Annotated in this window: 20 protein-coding genes; 9 read left to right on the top strand and 11 right to left on the bottom strand. The window is 65.0% G+C overall.

All coding sequences use genetic code 11. From position 1 onward, the window contains the following. Position 1: 1 nt before the first annotated feature. Entirely contained in the window at positions 2-1,189 is a 1,188-nt protein-coding gene (fliM, locus tag CCC_RS01445) for a flagellar motor switch protein FliM (RefSeq protein WP_009870186.1), read from the bottom strand. A 22-nt stretch (positions 1,190-1,211) separates the two neighbouring features. Continuing rightward, a complete protein-coding gene (locus tag CCC_RS01440) occupies positions 1,212-1,757 on the bottom strand; it encodes a flagellar basal body-associated FliL family protein (protein ID WP_009870187.1) in 546 nt (181 codons plus the stop codon). 315 nt (positions 1,758-2,072) lie between these two features. On the opposite strand from CCC_RS01440, the gene flgF reads away from it, so the two are divergent. The 4 genes from flgF to flgH are packed head-to-tail and all read left to right on the top strand — an operon-like array spanning position 2,073 to position 5,426. Beyond that, positions 2,073-2,813, top strand: a complete 741-nt coding sequence (flgF, locus tag CCC_RS01435) for a flagellar basal-body rod protein FlgF (RefSeq protein WP_009870188.1) — start codon at positions 2,073-2,075, stop codon at positions 2,811-2,813. Between the two features lie 28 nt (positions 2,814-2,841). After that, positions 2,842-3,627: a flagellar basal-body rod protein FlgG gene (gene flgG, locus CCC_RS01430; protein ID WP_009870189.1), complete on the top strand. Its 786-nt coding sequence runs from the start codon at positions 2,842-2,844 to the stop codon at positions 3,625-3,627. A gap of 10 nt (positions 3,628-3,637) precedes the next feature. Further along, positions 3,638-4,612, top strand: coding sequence for a flagellar basal body P-ring formation chaperone FlgA (flgA, locus tag CCC_RS01425; RefSeq protein WP_009870190.1), 975 nt, complete (start codon positions 3,638-3,640; stop codon positions 4,610-4,612). 22 nt (positions 4,613-4,634) lie between these two features. After that, complete coding sequence (flgH, locus tag CCC_RS01420) at positions 4,635-5,426, top strand: flagellar basal body L-ring protein FlgH (RefSeq protein WP_009870191.1); 792 nt, start codon at positions 4,635-4,637, stop codon at positions 5,424-5,426. Positions 5,427-5,682: 256 nt separating this feature from the next. On the opposite strand, the gene CCC_RS01415 is transcribed toward flgH, so the two are convergent. From CCC_RS01415 to hflK, 4 genes are all read right to left on the bottom strand, one after another. Further along, on the bottom strand, positions 5,683-7,194 hold the full coding sequence (locus CCC_RS01415) for a DegQ family serine endoprotease (RefSeq protein ID WP_041039305.1): 1,512 nt from the start codon (positions 7,192-7,194) through the stop codon (positions 5,683-5,685). Between the two features lie 106 nt (positions 7,195-7,300). Then, a complete protein-coding gene (locus CCC_RS01410) occupies positions 7,301-7,501 on the bottom strand; it encodes a DUF2065 domain-containing protein (RefSeq protein WP_009870193.1) in 201 nt (66 codons plus the stop codon). After that, a complete protein-coding gene (hflC, locus tag CCC_RS01405) occupies positions 7,498-8,376 on the bottom strand; it encodes a protease modulator HflC (RefSeq protein WP_009870194.1) in 879 nt (292 codons plus the stop codon). Before hflC ends, CCC_RS01410 begins: the two co-directional genes overlap by 4 nt. Next, positions 8,373-9,506, bottom strand: a complete 1,134-nt coding sequence (gene hflK, locus CCC_RS01400) for an FtsH protease activity modulator HflK (protein ID WP_009870195.1) — start codon at positions 9,504-9,506, stop codon at positions 8,373-8,375. The genes hflC and hflK overlap by 4 nt, the downstream gene beginning before the upstream one ends. A 242-nt stretch (positions 9,507-9,748) precedes the next feature. Here hflK and CCC_RS01395 point away from each other — a divergent pair, with 242 nt between their 5' ends. Then, positions 9,749-10,867 carry an Mrp/NBP35 family ATP-binding protein gene (locus tag CCC_RS01395; protein ID WP_009870196.1) on the top strand — a complete coding sequence of 373 codons (1,119 nt, stop codon included), beginning with the start codon at positions 9,749-9,751 and terminating at the stop codon, positions 10,865-10,867. Between the two features lie 27 nt (positions 10,868-10,894). On the opposite strand, the gene CCC_RS01390 is transcribed toward CCC_RS01395, so the two are convergent. Continuing rightward, positions 10,895-12,652: a hypothetical protein gene (locus tag CCC_RS01390; RefSeq protein ID WP_152619666.1), complete on the bottom strand. Its 1,758-nt coding sequence runs from the start codon at positions 12,650-12,652 to the stop codon at positions 10,895-10,897. 182 nt (positions 12,653-12,834) lie between these two features. On the opposite strand from CCC_RS01390, the gene CCC_RS01385 reads away from it, so the two are divergent. Genes CCC_RS01385 through hpnJ form a run of 3 tightly spaced genes read left to right on the top strand, consistent with a single transcriptional unit; the run spans position 12,835 to position 16,041 of the window. Then, complete coding sequence (locus tag CCC_RS01385) at positions 12,835-13,443, top strand: HpnM family protein (protein WP_041039302.1); 609 nt, start codon at positions 12,835-12,837, stop codon at positions 13,441-13,443. Between the two features lie 4 nt (positions 13,444-13,447). Beyond that, positions 13,448-14,602, top strand: coding sequence for a bacteriohopanetetrol glucosamine biosynthesis glycosyltransferase HpnI (hpnI, locus tag CCC_RS01380; protein ID WP_009870199.1), 1,155 nt, complete (start codon positions 13,448-13,450; stop codon positions 14,600-14,602). Further along, positions 14,599-16,041 (top strand): hopanoid biosynthesis associated radical SAM protein HpnJ, encoded by a 1,443-nt coding sequence (gene hpnJ, locus CCC_RS01375; protein ID WP_009870200.1) that lies wholly within the window; start codon positions 14,599-14,601, stop codon positions 16,039-16,041. Before hpnI ends, hpnJ begins: the two co-directional genes overlap by 4 nt. Before the next feature lie 35 nt (positions 16,042-16,076). On the opposite strand, the gene CCC_RS01370 is transcribed toward hpnJ, so the two are convergent. The 3 genes from CCC_RS01370 to CCC_RS01360 all read right to left on the bottom strand — a co-directional run bounded on the left by CCC_RS01370 (position 16,077) and on the right by CCC_RS01360 (position 20,067). Further along, positions 16,077-17,369 (bottom strand): replication-associated recombination protein A, encoded by a 1,293-nt coding sequence (locus CCC_RS01370; protein ID WP_009870201.1) that lies wholly within the window; start codon positions 17,367-17,369, stop codon positions 16,077-16,079. Further along, positions 17,366-18,769 (bottom strand): DegQ family serine endoprotease, encoded by a 1,404-nt coding sequence (locus CCC_RS01365; RefSeq protein WP_009870202.1) that lies wholly within the window; start codon positions 18,767-18,769, stop codon positions 17,366-17,368. Before CCC_RS01365 ends, CCC_RS01370 begins: the two co-directional genes overlap by 4 nt. A gap of 62 nt (positions 18,770-18,831) precedes the next feature. Further along, complete coding sequence (locus CCC_RS01360) at positions 18,832-20,067, bottom strand: DUF1015 domain-containing protein (RefSeq protein ID WP_009870203.1); 1,236 nt, start codon at positions 20,065-20,067, stop codon at positions 18,832-18,834. A 137-nt stretch (positions 20,068-20,204) separates the two neighbouring features. Between CCC_RS01360 and serB the strand changes: the two genes are divergently transcribed. Further along, complete coding sequence (gene serB, locus CCC_RS01355) at positions 20,205-21,101, top strand: phosphoserine phosphatase SerB (protein WP_009870204.1); 897 nt, start codon at positions 20,205-20,207, stop codon at positions 21,099-21,101. Here the strand turns inward: serB and CCC_RS01350 are convergent. Further along, positions 21,074-21,937, bottom strand: a complete 864-nt coding sequence (locus CCC_RS01350; RefSeq protein ID WP_009870205.1) for a sigma-70 family RNA polymerase sigma factor — start codon at positions 21,935-21,937, stop codon at positions 21,074-21,076. The two genes, serB and CCC_RS01350, sit on opposite strands and share 28 nt — an antisense overlap. Positions 21,938-21,939: the final 2 nt, after the last annotated feature.

Below are 21,939 nucleotides of genomic sequence, written 5' to 3'. Positions count from 1 at the left end.
ATCACCCGGACTTGATGGTGGATTCATCCACCTGAATGGCGATGTGCTGGCCCTTGCGCCCCATGCGGCCACGGAACATGGCCACCTCGCCGCAGCGCATGTCGATCTGCGAATCGGCGGTGGCGTTCAGCATGAATTTGGAACCCGGCTTCCAGTTCAGGACTTCGCGCAGATTCATCACCTGCTCGTCGAGCACCGCCTCCAGTTCCACCTCGGTCAGCCACAATTCCTCGGCCAAGTGGGTTTCCCAAATGGAGTCGCGGCCGAACTTTTCACCCATGAACATCTGGAGCAGAAGCTCGCGGACGGGTTCCAGGGTGGCGTAGGGCAGCAGCAGTTCAAGGCGTCCGCCGCGGTCTTCCATGTCGATGCGCAGCTTGGCGACGATGGCGGCGTTGCTGGGGCGCGAAATGGTGGCGAAGCGCGGATTGGTTTCCAGGCGGTCGAAGCGGAAGGTCACCGGCGACAGGGGGTCGAAGGCCGCCGACAGATCGGACAGCACCACATGCACCATGCGCTCCACCAGATTGCGTTCGATGGTGGTGTAGGGACGGCCCTCGATACGCATGGCCGCCGTGCCGCGACGCCCGCCCAGCAGCACGTCCACGATGGAGTAGATCAGCGAGGAATCGACGGTCAGCAGGCCGAAATTGTCCCATTCCTCGGCCTTGAACACCGCCAGCATGGCGGGCAGGGGAATGGAGTTCAGGTAGTCGCCGAAACGAAGGGACAAAATATTGTCCAGCGACACTTCCACGTTGTCGGACGTGAAATTACGCATGGAGGTGGACATCATGCGGACCAGGCGGTCGAACACCACTTCCAGCATGGGAAGGCGTTCGTAGGACACCAGGGCGGAATTGAGGATGGCCTGGATGCCCGACTTGTCGTTGGCGCCGCCCATGTCGTCGTCGAATCCCAGAAGGGAGTCGATTTCGTCCTGGTTCAGAACGCGGGTGGCATCCTTGGCGACCGCCGCCTGGGTCTCGCCGGAACTGTCGCCGGCGCCCAACATGGCTTCCCATTCGGCGGCCATGTCTCCGCCGCCGTCGTCCCCGCCACCACCGGCACCGGCGTCACCACCGCCGCCACCGCCAGCGTCGTCGCCAGCCATGGCAGCCCACTCCTTCATCAGGGCTTCTTCGTCGTCTGCCCCGCGGGTGGTTCCACCATCGTCGTTCATCGCCATGTCGGTCTATCCCGCCGGTCCGTTACTGGACCAGCATCTCCTTGAAGAGGACGTCATTGACCTTTACCGGCTTGACCGCCGCGTTGACGCGGGTCAGCAATTCCTCGCGCAGCAGATGCATGCCCGACGCGCCCTGCAGGTCCTCGACCCGAAGTTCGCGCAGGTAGATCTGGAAATTGTCGATGATGCGGGGCAGCATCTGCTCGACGCGGGGCTGGTCGGTGACCGCCTCCAGTTCGAGCGCCACCCTGAGCTTCAGGAAGGCCTGCTTGCGTCCCGTGGTCTGCAGATTGACCAGCATTTCCGGCAGATCCATGAAGGACGCCGCCTGCACGGCCTTCGGCGGCGGCGGTGGCGCGGCCTCGGCGGCCGGGGCGTGCTCGTCCTTTTTGCCCGTCAGCTTGTCCAGCAGGCCGGAGAAGTAGACCCCGGCCCCGGCGCCCACCAGCAAAAGGATGGGCAGCACGATCATCAGGATCTTCTTGATCGGCGGCTTTTTAGACGGGGAATCGGATATCTCTTCCGAGCCTTCGCCTTCTTCGAAATCTTCTTCCAGATCTTCGGCCATGGACCTCTTCCGGCGCTCGGGCGGCGCGGGCCCACCAGGGCCCACACATGCGCATGCTAGAAACTAGACCTTTGCGGTTAACAAGAGGTTGCGTCGGGGCAAAAGATAGGGAGTCCACCCCATTTGCCCGGCACGCTTCCCCCCACCACGCTGACACGATAGCAACCCCAGGGGGCGCCCGGCAATAACTGCCCGGCAACCCCTGCCCGGAATGGCATCCTGGCCGAAGAAAATGGCGGAAATACGCCAATTTTTAATTTGGCACGGCGGTTGCGAGGATGGTGGCGCAAGCAATTGCCACCCAGGAACGAGATCATGCAGAACACATCCTACATCGCTCTGTCCCGTCAGGCCGCCCTGTGGCGCCAGATGGAGGTTGTTGCCAACAACATGGCCAATGCCAACACGCCAGCCTTCAAGGGCGAAGAGATGATGTTCCGCGAGTTCCTGGTACCGACCCGGTCGTCCGAGCGGGCCATCGGCGGCAAGCTGGCCTTCGTCCAGGATGTGGGCGTGCTGCGCGATACCCGCGAAGGCCCGCTGACCAAGACCGACAATCCCCTGGACTTCGCCCTGCACGGCGACGGCTATTTCCAGATCGAGACCGAGGCTGGCATGCGCTATGCCCGCAACGGCCATTTCCGCCTGGACCAGACCGGCATGCTGGTCAATTCCCAGGGTTACGCGGTGATGGACGACCGGGACCAGCCCATCGTCTTCGCCCCCAACGAGACCCGCGTCGAAGTCGCCTCCGACGGCACCGTCTCCACCGAGAACGGCCGCGTGGCCCGCATGAAGGTGGTCAAGTTCGAGAACGACCAGCTGCTGCGCAAGGCGGGCGATTCGCTGTTCGAGACCACTCAGGACCCCGAAGCGGTCCAGAGCCCCAACGTCGCCCAGGGCATGATGGAAGAATCCAACGTCCAGCCCGTGCTTGAAATGACCCGGATGACCCAGATCCTGCGCGAATACCAAGGTGTGCAGAAGATGCTGGACGCCGAGCACGAACGCCAGCTCAAGGCCATCCAGACCCTGGGCTCTTCCAAGACCAACTGACCGGTTAAACGAGTAAGGAACTCTCGCCATGCGCTCTTTGAACATCGCCGCGACCGGCATGCTGGCTCAGCAGACCAACGTCGAAGTCATTTCGAACAATATCGCGAATATGAACACCACCGCCTTCACCCGGCGGCGTCCCGAATTCGCGGATCTGCTCTATCAGAACCTGCGCCGCGTCGGCTCGCAGTCGTCGGATACCGGCACCATCGTGCCGACCGGCGTGCAACTGGGCCTGGGCGTGAAGACCACGGCGGTCTACCGCATCACCGAGCAGGGCAGCGTGCAAAGCACCGACAACACGCTCGACATGGCCGTTCAGGGCAAGGGCTACTTCCAGATCAAGCTGCCCTCGGGCGAGACCGCCTATACCCGCGACGGCTCGTTCCAGCTGTCGCCGGAAGGCACCATCGTCACCCATGAGGGCTATCAGGTGATCCCCCAGGTGACCATCCCCTCCGATGCGGTGGGCGTCACCGTCGATTCCACCGGCCAGGTGATCGTCAAGCAGGACGGCCAGGTGCAAAGCCAGATCAAGGGTCAGCTGACGCTGGCCACCTTCGCCAACGATGCTGGTCTGGAAGCGCGCGGCGGCAATCTGTTCATGGAAACCCCCGCTTCGGGCCAGCCGGTGGTGCAGACTCCGGGCAAGCCCGGCTTCGGCACCATCCTCCAGGGCTTCCTCGAGACCTCCAACGTCAATGTGGTGGCCGAGGTGACCAATCTGATCGGCGCCCAGCGCGCCTATGAAATGAATTCGAAGGTCATCCAGGCCTCCGACGAGATGCTGTCGACCATCAACCAGATGAAGTAGTGAGGCCATCATGATCCGCCGCCTCTGCCTTCGCGCCACTATCGCCGGACTGGCTTTCGCCGCCGCCTTCGGGACGGCCAATGCCGCCGAACTGCCGCCCCAGTTGAAACCCAACGCGGTTCTCACCGGCGACGCCATCACGCTGGGCGATATCTGGGAGAATATCGGCGACAAGGCCGGAACGCCGCTGGCCAACGCGCCGGCGCCGGGCAAGCGGATCACGCTGGAAACCCGCTGGCTGATGGCGGTGGCCCAGTCTTACGGCATCGACTGGCGCCCGGCTTCGGCTTTCGAGCGCACGGTGGTCGAGCGCGCGGGCCAAAGCGTCGATATCCGTACCATCGAGACCGAGCTGAAGGAAGCTTTGTCCATGGAGGGCGCGCCCGCCGGAGCCACCATCGAGATCAGCAACCGTCAGCAGCTACACATCGTCATTCCGGCCAATGCCAGCCCCACCGTGGCGATCAAGGACCTGTCCTATGATCCGCGCATGAACCGCTTTCAGGCGGTGGTGGAATCTCCGGCCGGGGCGCCCAATTCCGTCCGCTTCAAGGTCATGGGCAGCGTCTACGCCTCGGCCCGCATTCCCGTCCTGGCCCATGCCATGGGCCGTGGCGAGGTGATTGCCGAGGCCGATATCCAGTGGGTCGAAGTGCGCGAGGAAGTGGTGCGGCGCGATATCGTCAGCAATCCCCGCATGCTCATCGGCCAGGAGCCCCGCTATCAGCTGCGCGCTGGCGTGCCGGTGCGCACCAACGAAGTGCAAAAGCCGTTGGCGGTGGGCAAGAACAGCTCGGTGACCATCGTGCTGCGCTCGAAGTTCATGACTCTGACCGCCCAGGGCCGCGCCATGGAGGACGGCAGTGTCGGCGACGTCATCCGCGTCACCAATGTGCAAAGCAAGCAGACCGTCGACGCCCGCATCGAAGGCCCCGGCCAGGTGTCGGTGATGTCGGGCGGCATGCGCGCCCTGGCCCATAATTAAGCCTGATCGGGAGAAGTAAATCATGTCCGCCATTCCCGCCTCCCGCCTGTTCAGCGCCAAGGCCCTGCGCGTCGTGGCCGTGGTTGCCGCCATCTCCGAACTGTCGGCCTGCAATATGCTGACCCGCATGTCGGAAGTGGGCTCCGGCCCCCAAAGTTCGCCCATCAGCAATCCCACCCAGGCGTCGGGTTACCAGCCGGTCAGCATGCCCATGCCGCAGCCTTCGGCTCCTCCACAGAACGCCAATTCCCTGTGGCGGCCGGGTGCGCGGGCCTTCTTCAAGGACCAGCGCGCCAAGGATGTGGGCGATATCCTGACCGTGGCGGTGTCCATCTCCGACAGTGCCACGCTGACGACCGGTCTCACCAATTCGCGCACCGGCTCGGAAAAGGCAGGCTCGGGCACCACCGGCTCGTCCATAACTGCCGTGGGCCTGGAGTCCCAGTTGGCCAAATTGCTGCCCAACATCAATCTGGCCAGTCTGGCCGATCTGTCGTCCACTTCGGCGGTGACCAATTCGGGCAACACAACCCGGACGGAAAGCATCACCATGAGCATGGCCGCCGTGATCACCCAGGTTCTGCCCAACGGCAATCTGGTGATCTCGGGACGCCAGGAATTCCGGGTGAACTACGAGATGCGCGAATTGTCCATCCAGGGCATCATCCGTCCGGAAGACATCAGCTCGTCCAACTCGGTCAGTTCGGAAAAGATCGCCGAGGCCCGCGTCTATTACGGCGGCCGCGGCATGGTCAGCGATCTGACCCAGCCGCGTTACGGCCAGCAGATCTTCGACATCATCTTCCCGTTCTGATCGGAAGCCTTCCCATGAACGGCCCGCCGGAGTGTGCTCCGGCGGGCCTTCGGCATTTTTTGCCGGGTAGGCTCCAGGGGCGTGAATGCCTGCTTCACCACGAAGGCGCGAAGACACGAAGGGGCATGAAGGATGAATTCCTCTTCGTGTTTCTTCCTGATCTTCGTGCCTTCGTGGTGAATATATCGGGGAAAAACTAAAGGGGCGGGTCCTTGGCAAGACCCGCCCCTCGTCCGTTCGGATCGGAAACCCGGCCCTACTTCTTCTTGCCCTCGGCCAGCGGCAGGGCGATGTAGCGCAGTTGCTGGGGGTTTTCCACCCGCAGCAGCAGCGACTTGGCCCCGGCCCGGCGACCTTCGTCGATCAGCTTGCCCAGATCGGCGGGCGAGCGTACCGGCTTGTGATCGGCCTCGATGATCATGTCGCCGGGGCGCATGCCCTTTTCGGCGGCCGGGCTGTCGGGCTTGACCTCGGTGACGACGATACCCTTGGCCTCCTCGTCAAGGCCGAAGCGCTCGCGCAGTTGGGCGGTGAGGGAAGAGACGGTCAGGCCCGCGCCGGGGATGGTCAGGATGCCGTCCTTGTTTGCCTGGGGCTTCGGGCTTTCGGGCTTGCCTTTGACCTGCTGTTCGGCCGGGTCCTCGGGCATCTCGCCCACGCTGGCGGTGATGGTCTGGCGCTTGCCGTCGCGCCAGATGACCACGTCCACCTTCTTGCCGATGGGAGTGGAGGCCACATAGCGGGGCAGGCGGCGCATCTCGGTGATGTCCTTGCCGTCGAATTTCAGCACCACGTCGCCGTCCTTCAGGCCCGCCTTGACGCCGGGGCCGTTGGGATCGACCTTGGCCACCAAAGCGCCCTTCTGATCGGGCAGGCCGATATTCTCGGCCATGTCGGTGTCCAGGGACTGGATGCGGATGCCCAGCCAGCCGCGCCGCACCTTGCCGAATTTGCGAAGATCGTCCAGCACAGGCACGGCCAGCGCGGCGGGCACGGCGAAGCCGATGCCGATGGAGCCGCCCGACGGCGAGATGATGGCCGAGTTGATGCCGATGACCTCGCCCTTCATGTTGAACATGGGGCCGCCCGAATTGCCGCGGTTGATGGCGGCGTCGGTCTGCAGGAAGTCGTCATAGGGTCCGGCATTGATGTCGCGGGCCCTGGCCGAGACGATGCCCGCCGTGACCGTTCCGCCAAAGCCGAAGGGATTGCCGATGGCCAGCACCCAGTCGCCGACGCGGGCCTCGTCGGAATTGCCGAAGGGCACGGGGACCAGGGGCTTCTTGCCGGGTTCGATCTTCAACAGCGCCAGATCCACCTTGGGATCGCGGCCCACCAATGTGGCCTGGAACACCGTGTCGTCATGCAGCTTGACGCTGATCTCGTCGGCATCGGCGATGACGTGGTTGTTGGTGACGATATAGCCCGCCGCGTCGATGATGAAGCCCGAGCCCAGCGAGGTGGCCTTGCGTGACGGCGCGTCGGGGCTTTTGCCGCCCTGCTGGCGCTCCATGAATTCCTTGAAGAACTCCTCCAGGGGCGATCCCGGCGGGAATTGCGGCAGTTCGGGCGCGCCCTGGCTGGGCTTCATGGTCTGGGTGGTCGAGATGTTGACCACGGCGGGAAGCAGCCGTTCGGCCAGATCGGCGAAGCCGCCGGGCGGGGCGCCTGCGCTGGCCATGCCAGGGACGAGCAGGGTGAAGACGGCCAGGGCGCCAGCCAAACGGCGCGCGGAGCCGAGGAATCGGTCACGACTTGCGATGAACACTGGAGAAGATCCTCCGGAATGGACGCCGTCCCGGCCAGGGCAGGGACGCTATGGATATTAGCCGGGTTGACGCGGCTGGCAAGCGGTGGGCGAGTATGAAGGGCAACTATGGCGTGATGAAGGCGGACCGCACCAGCCAGACCCCAAGAATTCCCAGAATGGCCATGAACAGCCCGACGCCGCGCAGCAGGTCGGACGGCATGACCAGAACCTGGGCCATCATGCGCTTCATGGCCTCGGGGAAGGCCGCCCAGGCGAGGCCCTCGATGACGAGGACCAGCGCCAGGGCGGTCATCAGGTCGGTCATTGGCCCCTGCGGCCCGGACCGGAGCCGAAGGCTTTCAGGAACTCGTTGTCGGGCGACAGAACCATGGTGGTGCTGCCGTCACCCAACGCGGAGCGGTAGGCCTGGAGCGAACGGTACAAGGTGAAGAACTGCAGGTCCTTGCCGAAGGCCTCGGACAGGATGCGGTTGGCCTCGGCATCGCCCTGGCCGCGCTCGATCTGGGCCTGGCGTTGGGCCTCGGCCAGCAGCACGGTGCGTTCGCGGTCGGCGCGGGCGCGGATCTGCTGGCTCCACTCATAGCCCTGGGCGCGGGCCTCCTTGGCCTGGCGTTCACGCTCGGACTTCATGCGGTCGTAGATGGACTGGCTGGTTTCTTCCGGCAGGTCGGCGCGGCGCAGCCGAACATCCACCACCTCGATACCCATCTCGCGAAGGGAGCGTTCGGCCACTTCGTGCTGAATCTGCTCCATGATCTTGGCGCGTTCGTCCGATAGCAGCGAGGGCAGCATCACCTGACCCATCACCCGGCGCATGGCCGAGGAGACGATCTGGGTCATCTGGCCGCGGGCCTGCATCTCGGTGCGCACCGCCTGATAGAACTTCAGGGGGTCGGCGATGCGGTAGCGGGTGAAGGTATCGACCACGATGCGCTTCTGGTCGCCCATGATGATCTGCTCGTCGGGCGGGTCCAGCGCCAGGAGGCGGTTGTCATAGCGAACCACATCCTCGACGAAGGGCAGTTTGACGTGCAGGCCGGGCTCCTTGATGGTGGCGCGGTGGGCGCCGAAGCGCAGCACCAGGGCCTGCTCCGCCTGATTGACGATGAACAGCGAAGACGAGGCCAGCATCAGGAGGATGGCGGCCGCCGCGGCGGTGGCGAAGAGGGAGCGGCTCATTTGGCGCCTCCCTGCTTCTTCAATTCAGGCAGCGGCAGATAGGGGACCAGACCCCTGGCCGAGGGATCGATGACCACCTTGGTGGCTCCCTTCAGGACTTCTTCCATGGTTTCGATGTATAGGCGCCGGGCCGTCACGTCCTCGGACAGCTTGTAGGAGTTGTACAGGGACAAGAAGCGCTTGGCGTCGCCCTGGGCCAGATCCACCACCTGCTCGCGATAGGCCTGGGCCTCCTGGGTCAGGCGCTCGGCCTCGCCGCGCGCCCTGGGGATGATGTCGTTGCGGTAGGCCTCGGCCTCGTTGCGGGCGCGCTCCTGGTCGGCGCGGGCGCGCTGTACGTCGTTGAAGGCGTCGATGACCGCGCTGGGCGGATCGACCTTCTGCAGCTGGACCTGTTGGACATGAATGCCCGCGCCATAGGCGTCCAGCAGGCGTTGCAGCTCTTCCTGGGCCTGGATGGCGATCAGTTCGCGCTTGTCGGACAGAGCCGCCTGGATGGGGTTGCGGCCGATCACCTCGCGCAGCGCGCTTTCGGCGGCGACCTTGACGGTCAGTTCGGGATCACGCACGGCGAACAGATATTTCCCGGCGTCCTTGATGCGCCAGAACACCGCGGCCTCGGCCTCGACGATATTCTCGTCGCCGGTCAGCATGCGGCTTTCATCGGTGGCCCGTCCGCCGCCGCGCAGATCGGCGCCAGCGCGCGAGCCCAGCAGCAACTGGTTGACCTTGGTCACCTTGGGCAGCAGCACCGTCTCGATGGGATAGGGCAGGCGGTAGTGCAGGCCCGGCTCGGTGGTGTCCACCCATTGGCCGAAACGCATGACCACGCCCTGCTCGTCGGGGCTGACCTTATAGACGCCGGACGCCGCCCACAGAGCCACCGCCACCGCAGCCAGGGCGATGATGCCCTTGGTGCCGCCGCCGCCGCTGCCGGGGCCACCTTGCATGGCGCGGCGCAGGCGTTCCTGGCCCTTGCGGATGAAGTCCTCGAGGTCCGGCCCATTGCCGAAGCCGCCGCCGTTACCGCCGCCGCCCGGGCGGTTGCCGCCGCCATTGCCCCACGGGCCGCCGCCGTTACCGCCGCCGCCGCCCCAGGGGCCGCCGCCGCCACGAGGATTCCAAGCCATGAATCGTCCCTTCGTCGAAGTCTCGGTCGTACCTGCCGAAAAACCACAGGCGCCACCGGAACATAGGGCAGGTTTTGGCCCCGCGCAACGCGGGCCCGTTCACATTACGGGTTTTCAATATTGAAATTGCCCCGGAAACGGCTTTGCAAACCGGGTCGCGCCCCCTATATGAGGAGATGCTTGTGCGCTTTGGAAGCGTATAACCAACTAATTTACTGTGTCTTTACAGCGAAGAGGGCAGCATGGCCGAGGTCACCGAACAGCAGATCGTCGAGGCGCTGAGCCGGATCATCGATCCCGACCGCAAGGCCGATATCGTCAGTCTCGGCATGGTGTCGGGTCTGGCGGTGAAGAACGGCCATGTGGCCTTCGCCATCGAGGTGGATGCGCAACGCGGCCCCCATCTCGAGCCGCTGCGCAAGGCGGCCGAGAAGGCGGTGCACGATCTGCCGGGCGTGCTGTCTGTTTCCGCCGTGCTGACCGCCGAGCGCAATACCCAGGGCGGTCCCAAGGGCGCGCCCCAGGGCGGCCACGGTCATGGTCATCAGGCGGAACAGCCCTTGCTGCCCAGCGTCAAGGCCATCGTCGCCATCGCCTCGGGCAAGGGCGGCGTGGGCAAGTCGACCACGGCGACCAATATCGCCATGGCGCTCTCGCGCATGGGGCTCAAGGTCGGGCTGTTCGACGCCGATATCTTCGGGCCAAGCATGCCCCGCATGCTGGGCATCACGGGCGAGCCGGTCAGCCCCGACGGCCAGACCATGATGCCCATGGAGAATTACGGCGTGAAGTGCATGTCCATGGGCTTCCTGGTGCCCGAGGACTCGCCCATCATCTGGCGCGGCCCTATGGTGATGGGAGCGCTGGAGCAGCTTTTGCGCGACGTCCATTGGGGCGAACTGGACGTGATGATCATCGACATGCCGCCGGGCACCGGCGACACCCAGCTGACCATGACCCAGCGCGTGCCGCTGACCGGCGCGGTGATCGTGTCCACACCCCAGGACATCGCCCTGCTTGACGCCACCAAGGGCCTCAACATGTTCCGCAAGGTGGATGTGCCGGTCCTGGGGATCATCGAGAATATGAGCTATTACATCTGCCCCAAATGCGGCGACGAAGCCCATATCTTCGGCCATGGCGGCGCCAAGGCGGAAGCCGCCCGCCTGTCGGCCGACTTCCTGGGCGAGGTTCCGCTCGACATTTCCATCCGCCAGACGGCGGACGCGGGCGAGCCCATCGTCATCTCCAAGCCCAACAGCCCCCACGCCAAGGTCTATATGGAGATCGCCGCCAAGATCTGGGACAAGGTCCAGGTCCTGCAAAGCAGCCGCAAGGGCCCGCGAATCGTGATGGAATAGGGTGATGGCGGGCATCTCGCCCGCCCCTCATCCCCCCGAGGCAGGCCTCGGATGGGACATGTCGGTCATCACCCCCGGTCCGTTGACCAGGGAGAAGCCCGACTTGATCACTTCGGTGATCAGCGGGCGGCGGCGGATGCCCCAGACATAACAGGCCATGCCCGATTTGTGGGCCACGTCGCGGAAGCGTTCCATGCGCTCCAGCAATTCGGCGTCGCCGGTCTTTTCCTGGGGCGACAATTGGGCCAGATCGATCCCGATGGCCTTCACCCCTTTCAAGGCCTTGACCATGCCGGGCGCCGACAGGGGCAGCCGGGCCATGAGGGTGCAGTCCAGCTTTTCCAGGGGCTGGAACAGCCGGGCGACCACATGGGGTGGAACGGCGGGCGACAGGCCGAAAATCTCGATCTTCAGATGCTTGCGAAGCGCCTGGGCCGGACAGCTTTCGAACGGGATGCGGATGCAGTCGCGCCAGCGTGGCGCCAGACTCATCCAGTGGAACGGCACCGTCAGGCCCAGCTTGTGGCGGCCATAGAACAGATCCTTCAGCTCATAGGCCGCCTGGGTGGCGACGAAGCGGTCCATGGTCAGTGATTCGATGGGGGTCGCGTCGGCATAGGCATAGGCGCCTTCCAGTGGCGGCGCTCCTTCCTTGTCGACCCGGATGATCTTGGCGTGAAAGGCCCCCACCGCCCGTTTGGTGGCGACCCAGGTGGGGGTCCAGACCAGTGTCAGGTTTGATTCCGGCGTCAGGTGATGGTCCGAGGCCAGACCGGCCTCGGCCTGACGTTCCATCTGCTCGTCCAGCCAGTCGGCGCCCTTGCCGTCTTTTCCGGCGACGGTCATCACCTGGCGCGGGGCGTCGGCTCCCGCCAGGATGGGCCCATCCATGCGCAGCACTTCGCGCGGGGCATCGGCGCCGTTCAAGGTCTTGCCGTCGACCACCAAGGTGGTGCGCGGAGCGTCGGCGCCCAGAAGTCCGCCGCCGCCCTCCATGGACAAAGTGCGGGTCGGCTCGCCGTCGCGTGTCTTGGGCTCATCCATCACCCATTTGGGCATGGAGGATTCGTCAATGTGATAGGGCCTGTCGCCGCCGCTGATGGAATAAGCGGGGCCCTTGGCCGGTTTCTCGACGGGCCGTGCCGTAGAGGAGGGGGGCATCATGGCCGCCAAGCTGGCGCGATGGGGGGCCGACAGACCCGACTGGCCAGGCAGCAGGGCGGCTCCCGCCTGGGCGACCGCCTTGCGGATGGCCTCGTGATCCAAGGTTCCCTCGTCGGTCACCGCATCTCTCACCGCCATATTGGCGGCGACCACCTGGGGGCGTCTTCCGTCGATGAGGGCGTCGCCGAAAAGATAGGTCGAAAGGTCGGCGGCGATGGAGGCGACCTGGGCCCGGGCCTCCTGGCGGTTGGCCGTGGGCATGGACAGGCAGGCGATTTCGGCATCCAGGCGGGTGATCACGTCCTTGGAAAGATCCACATGGCGGCGGATGATGGCGTCGCCCGCCACTTCCAGCAATCCGCTAAGCTTGTCCCATTTGTTCCCGACCGCGTCGCGGAAGTCGGTCAGGGAGAAGACGTGGAGACGGTGGTCTTCGGGTTTTCCGTTTGCCGAGGATTTCAGCAGGGCCTGGGCGAATGTATCGGGATCGAGGAAGCCGGATTGCGGCAATTGCGGCCGGAGCTTCGGGGTCCTGGGCGCGGCAGGGGCTTCGCCAGCCGGTGGGGCCTCTGCTTTCCTGAAACGCGCCTTGATAGCGGTCCATAGGCTTGCAAGCCCCATGATCCCATTTTCCCCTTCAATCCCCTCAGCAGAATTCCATAGTTGAGGCGGCTCGTCTACTCTGGGGCGTCAAGCCAGACGGAAGCCAAGGGTGCGCGCTAGCCCGTCTTGGGGCAATATGGTATGGCAGGGTCACTGGGGACGCTCCGCTTGGATGTTCCGGTGTTTTGGGAGAGGGTGGCATGCGTTGGTTTATTGCCGTTTCGATGATGGCGTTGTTTCTCTGCGTCGGCATGGCGGAGCCCTCCGCGGCGCAGGGCGCCGGACCTGAGGCTGTCATCCGCACGTTCAGCGACCGGCTTCTCGAGTCCATGAAAGGTGGAGCCAAGCTGGGCTTCAAGGGCCGCGCCGAAAAGATGCGTCCCGCAGTGGCCGACGCCTATGACATGGCCTCCATGACCAAGAGCACGCTGGGCACCGCCGCAACCAAGCTGGCGCCGGAAGATGCGGCGAAACTGGCCGAGGCCTATTCCAATTTTTCCGTGGCCACCTACGCCGCCCAGTTCAACGAGTGGAGCGGCGAGCGGTTCGAGGTGGGCGAGCAACGCCCGTCCGCCGGTGGCGCGGTGGTCGTTCCCTCTTGGCTGGTGCCTAAGAACGGCGATCCCACCCAGATCGATTACGTCATGCGCCAGGACCAGGGGCAGTGGCGCATCGTCGATGTGCTGTTCGAGGGCACCGTCAGCCAGGTGGCGGTGCGGCGCTCGGAATTCGGCTCCATCTTCCGCTCCAAAGGGCTGGGTGGCCTGATCGATATCCTGGAAAAGCAGACCGCGGCCTTGGACCGGTAAAACCATGACCACCGTCTGGCAGGGTTTGTCCCTGCTGCTGATCGCTCTGACCTTGGCGGGCTGCCTGTTTCAGGTGGCGTCGGCGGTGCTTGTCCGCCGGTTCCGGCGTGAACCGGAACCCGTTCCCGTCGACCGGCCGCCCATCTCGGTGATGAAGCCCCTATGCGGGGCCGAACACGGCATGGCCGAGAATCTCGAATCCTGCCTTCGCCAGGACTACCCCCAGTTCCAACTGGTGTTCGGCGTGTCCGATCCCGCCGATCCCGCCTTGAAGGTGGTGGCGGAACTGCCCCGCGACCTTGACGGGATGGAGATCGATGTGGTGGCCGATGCCACCCGCCACGGCCACAATCTCAAAGTGGGCAACCTGCTCAATATGTGGCCCCGGGTGCGCCACGACGTGATCGCCATTGCCGACAGCGATGTGCGGGTCGGTCCCCATTACCTGGATGATCTGGCGGCGCCCTTCGCCGATCCCAAGGTGGGAATCGTCACCTGCCTCTATGTGGGACGGCCGGAAGCGGGTCTGTGGAGCGCGCTGGGCGCCATGGGCATCAATCACGGTTTCCTGCCCGGCGCGCTGGTGGCCCGCGCCATCGGGCGCAAGGATGGCTGTTTCGGCGCCACCATGGCGGTGCGCCGCCAGGCACTGGAAAAGGGCGGCGGGCTGGCCGCCCTGTCCCATGTGCTGGCCGACGACTGGGTGCTGGGCCGCATGGTCCGTGAACAGGGCCTGGAGATCGCCCTGGCGGCCCGGCCCGTGGACATGAACGTTCACGAGGACTCGTTCAAAACTTTGCTCGATCACGAGATTCGCTGGGGCCGGACCATTGCGGCGGTGGACCGGACTTCCTACATGGCTTCGGTGATCACGCAGCCACTAGCCCTCGGGGCTCTGGCTGTGGCGGCGGGCGGCGCGTGGTGGCCGTCCCTGGTGGCGCTGTCGTCGGCGCTGGCGTGTCGCTTGTGGGCGGTCCGGACCGAGGAGAGGGCGCTGAGCCTGCCCAGGTCCGGGATTGGTTTGTTGGCCTTGCGGGAAATTCTGTCGTTCGTCGTCTATGTTGTCGCATGTTGCGGACGGACTGTGGTATGGCGGGGCCGGAAATTTTCCGTCCGCGCCGACGGTACACTTGATCAGGTTGAAGGCAGTCAGACATGAAGAAGTCGCTTTTCCTCAATCCGCCCTCCTTCGATGGTTATGACGGGGGGGCCGGAGCCCGGTTCCAGGCGAAGCGCGAGATCAAGTCCAACTGGTACCCCACTTGGCTGGCCCAGCCGGCTGCCATGGTTCCCGGCTCCAAGCTGGTGGACGCCCCGGCCTCGGGCAAGACCCTGGACGACTGCCTGAAGCTGGCCAAGGACTATGAGCTGCTGGTGATCTATGCCGGTGCCGCCACCTATGCCTCCGAGTGCAAGGTGGCCGAGGCTTTCAAGGCCGCCAATCCCAACATCATGATCGGCATGGTCGGCGCCCATGTGGCGACGGTACCCGAAGTGTCGCTGATGGCGTCCGAGGCCGTGGACTTCGTAGCGCGGCACGAATTCGACTACACCATCGTCGAGGTGGCCGAGGGCAAGCCCTTCGCCGAGATCGACGGACTGACCTTTCGGGGCGAGGACGGCAAGCCGGTCCATACCAAGGACCGCACCTTGATCCACGACATGGACGCCCTGCCCTATGTGGGGCCGGTCTATCGCCGTGACCTCAATCCCGAGGATTACTTCATCGGCTATATCCGCCATCCCTATATGGCCTTCTATACGGGGCGCGGCTGCAAGTCCAAGTGCAGCTTCTGCCTGTGGCCGCAGACCATCGGCGGCCGGGTCTACCGGGCCCGCAGCGCCGCCAGCGTGATCGAGGAAGTGAAGCTGGCCCGTCAGATGTTCCCCGAGGTGCGCGAATTCTTCTTCGACGACGACACCTTCACCGACGACCTCGAACGGGTCGAGGAGATCGCCAGGGGCATCGGCCATCTGGGTGTGCCGTGGTCGTGCAACGCCAAGGCCAATATTCCGCGCAAGACCCTGGAAGTGCTGAAGGCCAATGGCTTGCGCGTTCTGGTGGTCGGCTACGAATCCGGCGTGCAGGAAATCCTGAATAACATCAGGAAGGGCCTGCGCATCGACATCATCAAGCGCTTTTCCCAAGATTGCCACGAACTGGGCATCGTCTTGCACGGCACCTTCATCCTGGGCCTGCCGGGCGAGACCAAGGAAACCATCAAGCAGACCCTGGCCTTCGCCAAGGAGGTCAATCCCCGCACCCTTCAGGTCTCCATGGCCGCGCCCTATCCCGGCACCGAACTGTACGAGCAGGCCATCGCCAATGGCTGGTTCAAGCAGGACAAGGAACTGCTGATGAAGGAGACCGGCGGCGGCGGCTATCAGGTGGCGGCGCTCAGCTATCCCGACCTCACCTCCGAGGAGATCTTCAAGGGCGTGGCCGAGTTCTACAAGGCCTTCTACTTCCGCCCCGCCAAGATCGGCGAGATCGTCTGGGAGATGCTGCAGGATTGGGACATGATGAAGCGCCGCCTGCGTGAAGGCGTCGAATTCTTCCAGTTCCTGCGCACTCGCAACAAGCCGATGGAATGCTGATCGGGTCCTTGAGCCGATGATGGGAAAGGGGGGCTTCAGCCCCCCTTTTTCATGCGCAGCCGGTCCCAGTATTCCAGCCGCTTCCTGATGTCGCGCTCGAAGCCGCGCTCGACCGGCTTATAGAAGCGGATCCGTTCCATGGCGTCGGGGAAGTAGTTCTGGCCCGAGAAGCCGTCCGGGTCGTCGTGGTCGTACTGGTAGCCCTTGGAATAGCCAAGGTCCTTCATCATCTTGGTGGGCGCGTTCAGGATATGCATGGGCGGCGCGGCCGAGCCGGTGGTCTTGGCCGCCTTCCTGGCCGCCTTATAGGCCATATAGGCGGCGTTGGACTTGGGCGCCGTGCCCAGATAGATCACCAGTTGGGCGAGCGCCAGTTCGCCCTCGGGGCTGCCCAACCGCTCATAGACATCCCAGGCGGCGATGGCCTGGGTGACGGCCTGCGGATCGGCCAGACCGATATCTTCGACGGCAAAGCGGGTCAGACGGCGGGCGATGAACAGCGGGTCCTCGCCGCCTTCCAGCATGCGGGCCATCCAATAGAGCGCCGCGTCGGTGTCCGAGCCGCGCAAGCTCTTGTGCAACGCGCTGATCAGGTTGTAATGGCCTTCGCGGTCCTTGTCATAGGCGGGCGCGCGCCGCTGCACCGCTTGGGCCAGACCGGCGGCGTCCAGCACCGGCTCGGGCGGCAGCATGGCCAGATCCTCGGCCAGATTGAGCAGATAGCGGCCGTCGCCATCGGCCATGGCGCGCATGGCGGCGCGGGCATCCGCATCCAGGGGCAGGGCGCGGCCCAGATCAGCCTCGGCCTTGACCAGAAGGTCTTCCAGCGCCCCGTCGTCCAGGCGGTGCAGGACCAGGACCTGACAGCGTGACAGTAGCGCTCCGTTCAGTTCGAAGGATGGGTTCTCGGTGGTCGCACCCACCAGAACCACGGTGCCGTTTTCCACATAGGGCAGGAAGCCGTCCTGCTGCGCCCGGTTGAAACGGTGGATTTCGTCCACGAACAGCAATGTCGACCGACCGGTCTGCTTTCTCTTTTCGGCGGCGTCGAACACCTTGCGCAGATCGGCGACGCCGGAGAAGACGGCCGACAGCGGCTCGAAATAGAGACCGACCTTTTCCGCCAGTAGCCGGGCGATGGTGGTCTTGCCGCAGCCGGGCGGTCCCCACAGGATCACCGAGGCCAGACGCCCCGCCGCCAGCATGCGGCCCAGGGGTGCGGTGGCGGCCAGCAGATGGCCTTGCCCCACCACCTCGTCCAGGGCCCCCGGCCTCAGGCGTTCGGCCAGGGGCTTGTCGCTGGAAGGGGTGTCGAAAAGGGAACTCATCCGCCCAGGACCAAGCTCATCACCTCGCCGTTACGCTTGATGGTGATGGCCCAGCGGGCCGATTCGGCGTCCAGCGACCGGCGGGCGTCGGCGACGCTGGCAATGGCGCGTTCGTTGATCTTGATCAGCATGTCGCCGGGCTGCAGCCCCAGGCGGTTGGCCACCGAGCCACGCTTGATGGCCAGGATCATCACGCCGGTCAGGCTGGAATTGATGCCCAGTTCCTCGGCCAGGGCCGGGTTGAGATTGACCAGGGTCGTGCCGGAAAAGGGGTTGCGGCCGTTGATCTCGGTTTTGTCGCGGGGCGGGTTTTCCGGGGGCGCCACCAGACGGACGGTCAGAATCCGTTCCACGCCGCCCCGTAACACGGTAAGGCGCGCCTCCGAGCCGATGGCCAGGGTGGCGAGGCGAAAACGCATGCCTTCGGTATCGTCAACCTCGCGTCCTTCCACCGCGACGATCACGTCGCCATCGGCCAGACCGGCCCGCTGGGCGGGGGAATCGGGGCTGATATGGTTGACCAGCACGCCCACGGGCCGGGGAAGCTTCATGGCCTGGGCCAGATCGGCGGTTACCGCCTGACCCGATGCGCCCAGCCAGGGCCGCACCACCTTGCCGCCCTTGGCGATGGAGGTGGTCACCTGCCGGACCAGGGCGGTGGGAATGGCGAAGCCGATGCCGTTGGAGCCGCCGTCCTTGGAATAGATGGCGCTGTTGATGCCGATCAGGCGGCCTTGCAGATCCACCAGGGCGCCGCCGGAATTGCCGGGATTGATGGCGGCATCGGTCTGGATGAAGCTTTGCACGTCGGACACGCCCACATTGGTGCGCGCCAGGGCCGAGATGATGCCCTGGGTCACCGTCTGGCCAACGCCGAACGGATTGCCCACGGCCAGCACCACGTCGCCCACCTCGATGGCGTCGGAATCGCCCAGAACCAGGGTGGGAAAGCTCTCTTTTCCGCCGTCGATCTTGAGCACCGCCAGATCGGTGCGCTCGTCCGAGCCGACGATGCGGGCCTCGAATTCGCGGCGGTCGGAGAGGATCACGGTGACCTCGTCGGCGTCCTTGATGACGTGGTGGTTGGTGACCACCGTGCCGTCGGCCCCGATCATCACGCCCGAGCCCAGAGAGCGCTGCACCCGGTCCTGGCTCATGCCCGGCACATCACCGAAGAAGCGGCGGAAGAAGGGATCGGCGAACATGGGCGAGGCGGCGGCCCTGACCACCCGCTTGGTATAGATATTGACCACGGCGGGCGCCACCTGACGGGCCACCGGCGCGAAGGTCAGTTTCACCTGCTCGCGCGAGGTCGGCACGACCTGGGTTTGGGCCTGGGCGGCGGGCACGAGAATCACCAGGGCAAGGGCGGCGGCGAGGATCTTCAGGGACGTGGTCATGGCTACCCGCTTAAACAGGAGGAAAAAGGCGTTCTTATATAAGGTCATTCGCCCAGGACGCGCTACCGCCAGTCCAAAGGATAGCTGACCAGCCCATCGGCCAATTTGGGCTCGAACCAGGTGGATTTGGGCGGCATCACCTGATTGGAATCGGCCACGGCCACCAGATCCTCCATTTGGGTGGGAAACAGGGCGAAGGCGCAGGCCATCTCGCCCGAATCGACGCGGCGCTCCAACTCGGACAGACCGCGCTTGCCGCCCACGAAGTCGACGCGCTTGTCCTTTCTGAGGTCATGGATGCCCAGCACCGGCCCCAGCAGGCGGTCGGACAGCAGGCTGACGTCGAGGCGGGCGACGGGATCGGCGGGGGGCGGATTCTTGATCCCCAGCCGGTACCACCGGCCCTCGATGTACAGGCCGAACTGGCGGGAATGGGCGGGGCGGGCCTGTTCGGGGCTGGGCTCCACTGTGAACTCGGAATCCAGCGCCTTGAGGAAAGCCTGGGATGTCAGGCCGCCCAGGTCTTTGACCACCCGGTTGTAGTCGAAGATCTTCATCTCATGGATGGGAAAGGTCACCACTAGGAACGATTCACAAGCCCCGTCTGCGTTGCCCTGACGCCGGGCCGCCGCGACCCGCGACGCGGCGGCCGAGCGGTGATGGCCGTCGGCGATATAGACCGCCTCCATGGCATCGAAGGAGCGGGTTACCGTCTGGATCTGCGCTTCGTTATCCATCACCCACAGGGTATGGACGATGCCGTCGGCGGCGGTGACCGAATAGGCGGGCGGGGCGGCGGTCACCGCCTTGATGACGGCGGCCAGTTCCGGCGTGTCGCGGTGCGCCAGCAGGACAGGGCCGGTCTGGGCGTCGCAGGCATCGATCTGGCGGACGCGGTCGTCTTCCTTGTCGGGCCGGGTGAATTCATGCTTGCGGATGCGGTTGGCATCATAGGCCGCCACCGAGCCGCCGCCGACGATGCCGGTCTGGACATGGCTGCCCATCTTCAGGCGGTAGACGTAAAAGCAGGGCTTGGCATCCCTGACCAGCACGCCCGCCGCCGCCATGGCTTTCAGATTCTCCGCCGCCTTGGCATAGACGGCGGGGGCGTAAACATCAGTGCCGGGGGGCAGATCAATCTCGGGCTTGGAGACGTGCAGGAAGGAATGGGGCTTGCCCAAAGCCATCTCGCGGGCCTCGTCAGAGGACAACACGTCATAGGGTGGTGCGGCCACCTGGGACGCGGTCAAGGATGTGGGGCGCAGGCCGGGAAAGGGGCGGAGCAGCGGCACGGACACTTTGGACCTCCCGAAGCAATGACGTCGCCCACAGGTTTATCCCTCGCCAAGGCATCAGCCAAGGGCTTCATGCTTGCCAAGCCGTGTTGCGGTGCAGTAAACGGGACCGTTTTTCCCTTCTCCTCCAAGGACGCACCATGATCAACGTTCTGACCCTGATCGCCGGACATGGTGGAGAGGGGCTTGATTCCTCGCTGGTCTTCGAGGTGCGCGGCGCGCTCCGGGCCTTGGGCGCCGAGGTGGGGCAGGCCCGGTGGCTGAGCCCGGAACACGCCTGCGACCTGGACTTTTCCGAACTGGACCCGCGCGAGGCCGATCAGGTGGCGGCCCGCATCCTCGAGGGCTGGAGCGTGGACGTGGTCGCCCAGAAGGCCGAGGGGCGGCGCAAGAAGCTGCTGGTCGCCGACATGGATTCCACCATGGTCATCGGCGAGACCCTGGACGAACTGGCCGATTTCGCGGGGCTCAAAGATCACATCGCGCGCATCACCGCGCGCGCCATGAATGGCGAGATCGGCTTCGAGGCCGCTTTGCGTGAACGCGTCGGCCTGCTCAAGGACCTGTCGGAAGACTGCCTGCAAAAGACCTGGGACCGCACCGAATTCACGCCGGGCGCTCACAAGCTGGTGCGCACCATGGTCAAGCACGGGGCCTATGCCGTGTTGGTCTCGGGCGGGTTCAAGTTCTTCACCACCAAGGTCCGCGAATCCTGCGGCTTCCACCGCGACATCGCCAATGAACTGATGGTCGAGAACGGTCGACTGACCGGTCAGGTCGGTGACACCATCATCGGCCGCGAGACCAAGTTGGCCACGCTCAACGCCGTGTCGGCCGAGCTTGGCATCACGCCGGAATTGGCGGTGGCGGTGGGCGATGGCGCCAATGATCTGGACATGCTGCGCGCCGCCGGTTTGGGCGTGGCTTTCCACGCCAAGCCGGTGGTGGCCGCCGAGGCGCGCGTGCGCGTCGATCACGGCGATCTGGTCACCCTGCTCTACGCCCAGGGTTATACCGACGACGAGATGGTGGAATAGGGCAGCCGGTCGGGATCGGCCAGCAAATAGACTCCGCCGATGCGCCCCTGGGCGCAGCCGAAAGTGAGGACCCAGCGGGCTGTGCCCTGGGCTTCGCCGACCAGGGCGGGCAGGCCGTTGACCTCGGCCATGCGGAAGGTGAAGTCGGCGGGCTGGAACTTGCGGCGCACACCCAGCAGAAAGCGGGCGATGCGGTCGGGCCCCAAGATGGGATTGCGGGCGGACTTGACCTTGGCGCCCCCATCGCTGATCAGGCGCGATTCCGTTCCCAAAAGCGAAACCAGGGCGCCGTAGTCGCGCTGGTCGCAGGCGGCGGCGAAGCGCCGCACCAGGGTGGCGGTCTGGGCCGCATCCCAGTCGAAGCGCACCTCGCCTTTGAGCGCGGCACGGGCCCGGCTCATGATCTGGCGGCATGTGGCGACGCTCTTGCCCAAGGTGGCGGCGATGTCGGCGAAATCCAGATCCATGGCTTCGCGAAGAACATAGACCGCCCGCTGATCCGGCGTCAGGCGCTCCAGCAGCAGCAACAGTCCGGTGGACAGATCGGCCTCGCCCGGTTCCACCATTTCCACCCAGGGGTCGGGCAGCCATTGGGCGCCAAGACGGGCGCGGCGCTGATCCTTGCGCAACCGGTCAATGGCCAGCCTGGTGACCTGGGTGGTGAGAAAGGCGGCGGGTTCCTCCACACTGTCGGCCACCAGATTCCATTTCAGCCAGGCGTCCTGAACCACGTCCTCGGCATCGGCGGTACTGCCCAGCAGGCGGTAAGCCAGCAGCCGCAGACGCGGCCGCTGGGCCAAAAACTGCACCAGGGCGGGGCTTTGTCCCTCAGCCATGG

Source organism: Paramagnetospirillum magnetotacticum MS-1 (genome assembly GCF_000829825.1).
Classification (GTDB): domain Bacteria; phylum Pseudomonadota; class Alphaproteobacteria; order Rhodospirillales; family Magnetospirillaceae; genus Phaeospirillum; species Phaeospirillum magnetotacticum.
Note: the sequence above shows the minus strand (reverse complement) of the source record. Positions and strands in the feature narration are given on the sequence as shown.

Coding starts and splice junctions, on each gene's coding strand:
- fliM (WP_009870186.1), bottom strand. CDS start 1,189: ATGGCGATGAACGACGATGGTGGAACCACCCGCGGGGCAGACGACGAA.
- CCC_RS01440 (WP_009870187.1), bottom strand. CDS start 1,757: ATGGCCGAAGATCTGGAAGAAGATTTCGAAGAAGGCGAAGGCTCGGAA.
- flgF (WP_009870188.1), top strand. CDS start 2,073: ATGCAGAACACATCCTACATCGCTCTGTCCCGTCAGGCCGCCCTGTGG.
- flgG (WP_009870189.1), top strand. CDS start 2,842: ATGCGCTCTTTGAACATCGCCGCGACCGGCATGCTGGCTCAGCAGACC.
- flgA (WP_009870190.1), top strand. CDS start 3,638: ATGATCCGCCGCCTCTGCCTTCGCGCCACTATCGCCGGACTGGCTTTC.
- flgH (WP_009870191.1), top strand. CDS start 4,635: ATGTCCGCCATTCCCGCCTCCCGCCTGTTCAGCGCCAAGGCCCTGCGC.
- CCC_RS01410 (WP_009870193.1), bottom strand. CDS start 7,501: ATGACCGACCTGATGACCGCCCTGGCGCTGGTCCTCGTCATCGAGGGC.
- hflC (WP_009870194.1), bottom strand. CDS start 8,376: ATGAGCCGCTCCCTCTTCGCCACCGCCGCGGCGGCCGCCATCCTCCTG.
- hflK (WP_009870195.1), bottom strand. CDS start 9,506: ATGGCTTGGAATCCTCGTGGCGGCGGCGGCCCCTGGGGCGGCGGCGGC.
- CCC_RS01395 (WP_009870196.1), top strand. CDS start 9,749: ATGGCCGAGGTCACCGAACAGCAGATCGTCGAGGCGCTGAGCCGGATC.
- CCC_RS01390 (WP_152619666.1), bottom strand. CDS start 12,652: ATGGGGCTTGCAAGCCTATGGACCGCTATCAAGGCGCGTTTCAGGAAA.
- CCC_RS01385 (WP_041039302.1), top strand. CDS start 12,835: ATGCGTTGGTTTATTGCCGTTTCGATGATGGCGTTGTTTCTCTGCGTC.
- hpnI (WP_009870199.1), top strand. CDS start 13,448: ATGACCACCGTCTGGCAGGGTTTGTCCCTGCTGCTGATCGCTCTGACC.
- hpnJ (WP_009870200.1), top strand. CDS start 14,599: ATGAAGAAGTCGCTTTTCCTCAATCCGCCCTCCTTCGATGGTTATGAC.
- CCC_RS01370 (WP_009870201.1), bottom strand. CDS start 17,369: ATGAGTTCCCTTTTCGACACCCCTTCCAGCGACAAGCCCCTGGCCGAA.
- CCC_RS01365 (WP_009870202.1), bottom strand. CDS start 18,769: ATGACCACGTCCCTGAAGATCCTCGCCGCCGCCCTTGCCCTGGTGATT.
- serB (WP_009870204.1), top strand. CDS start 20,205: ATGATCAACGTTCTGACCCTGATCGCCGGACATGGTGGAGAGGGGCTT.
- CCC_RS01350 (WP_009870205.1), bottom strand. CDS start 21,937: ATGGCTGAGGGACAAAGCCCCGCCCTGGTGCAGTTTTTGGCCCAGCGG.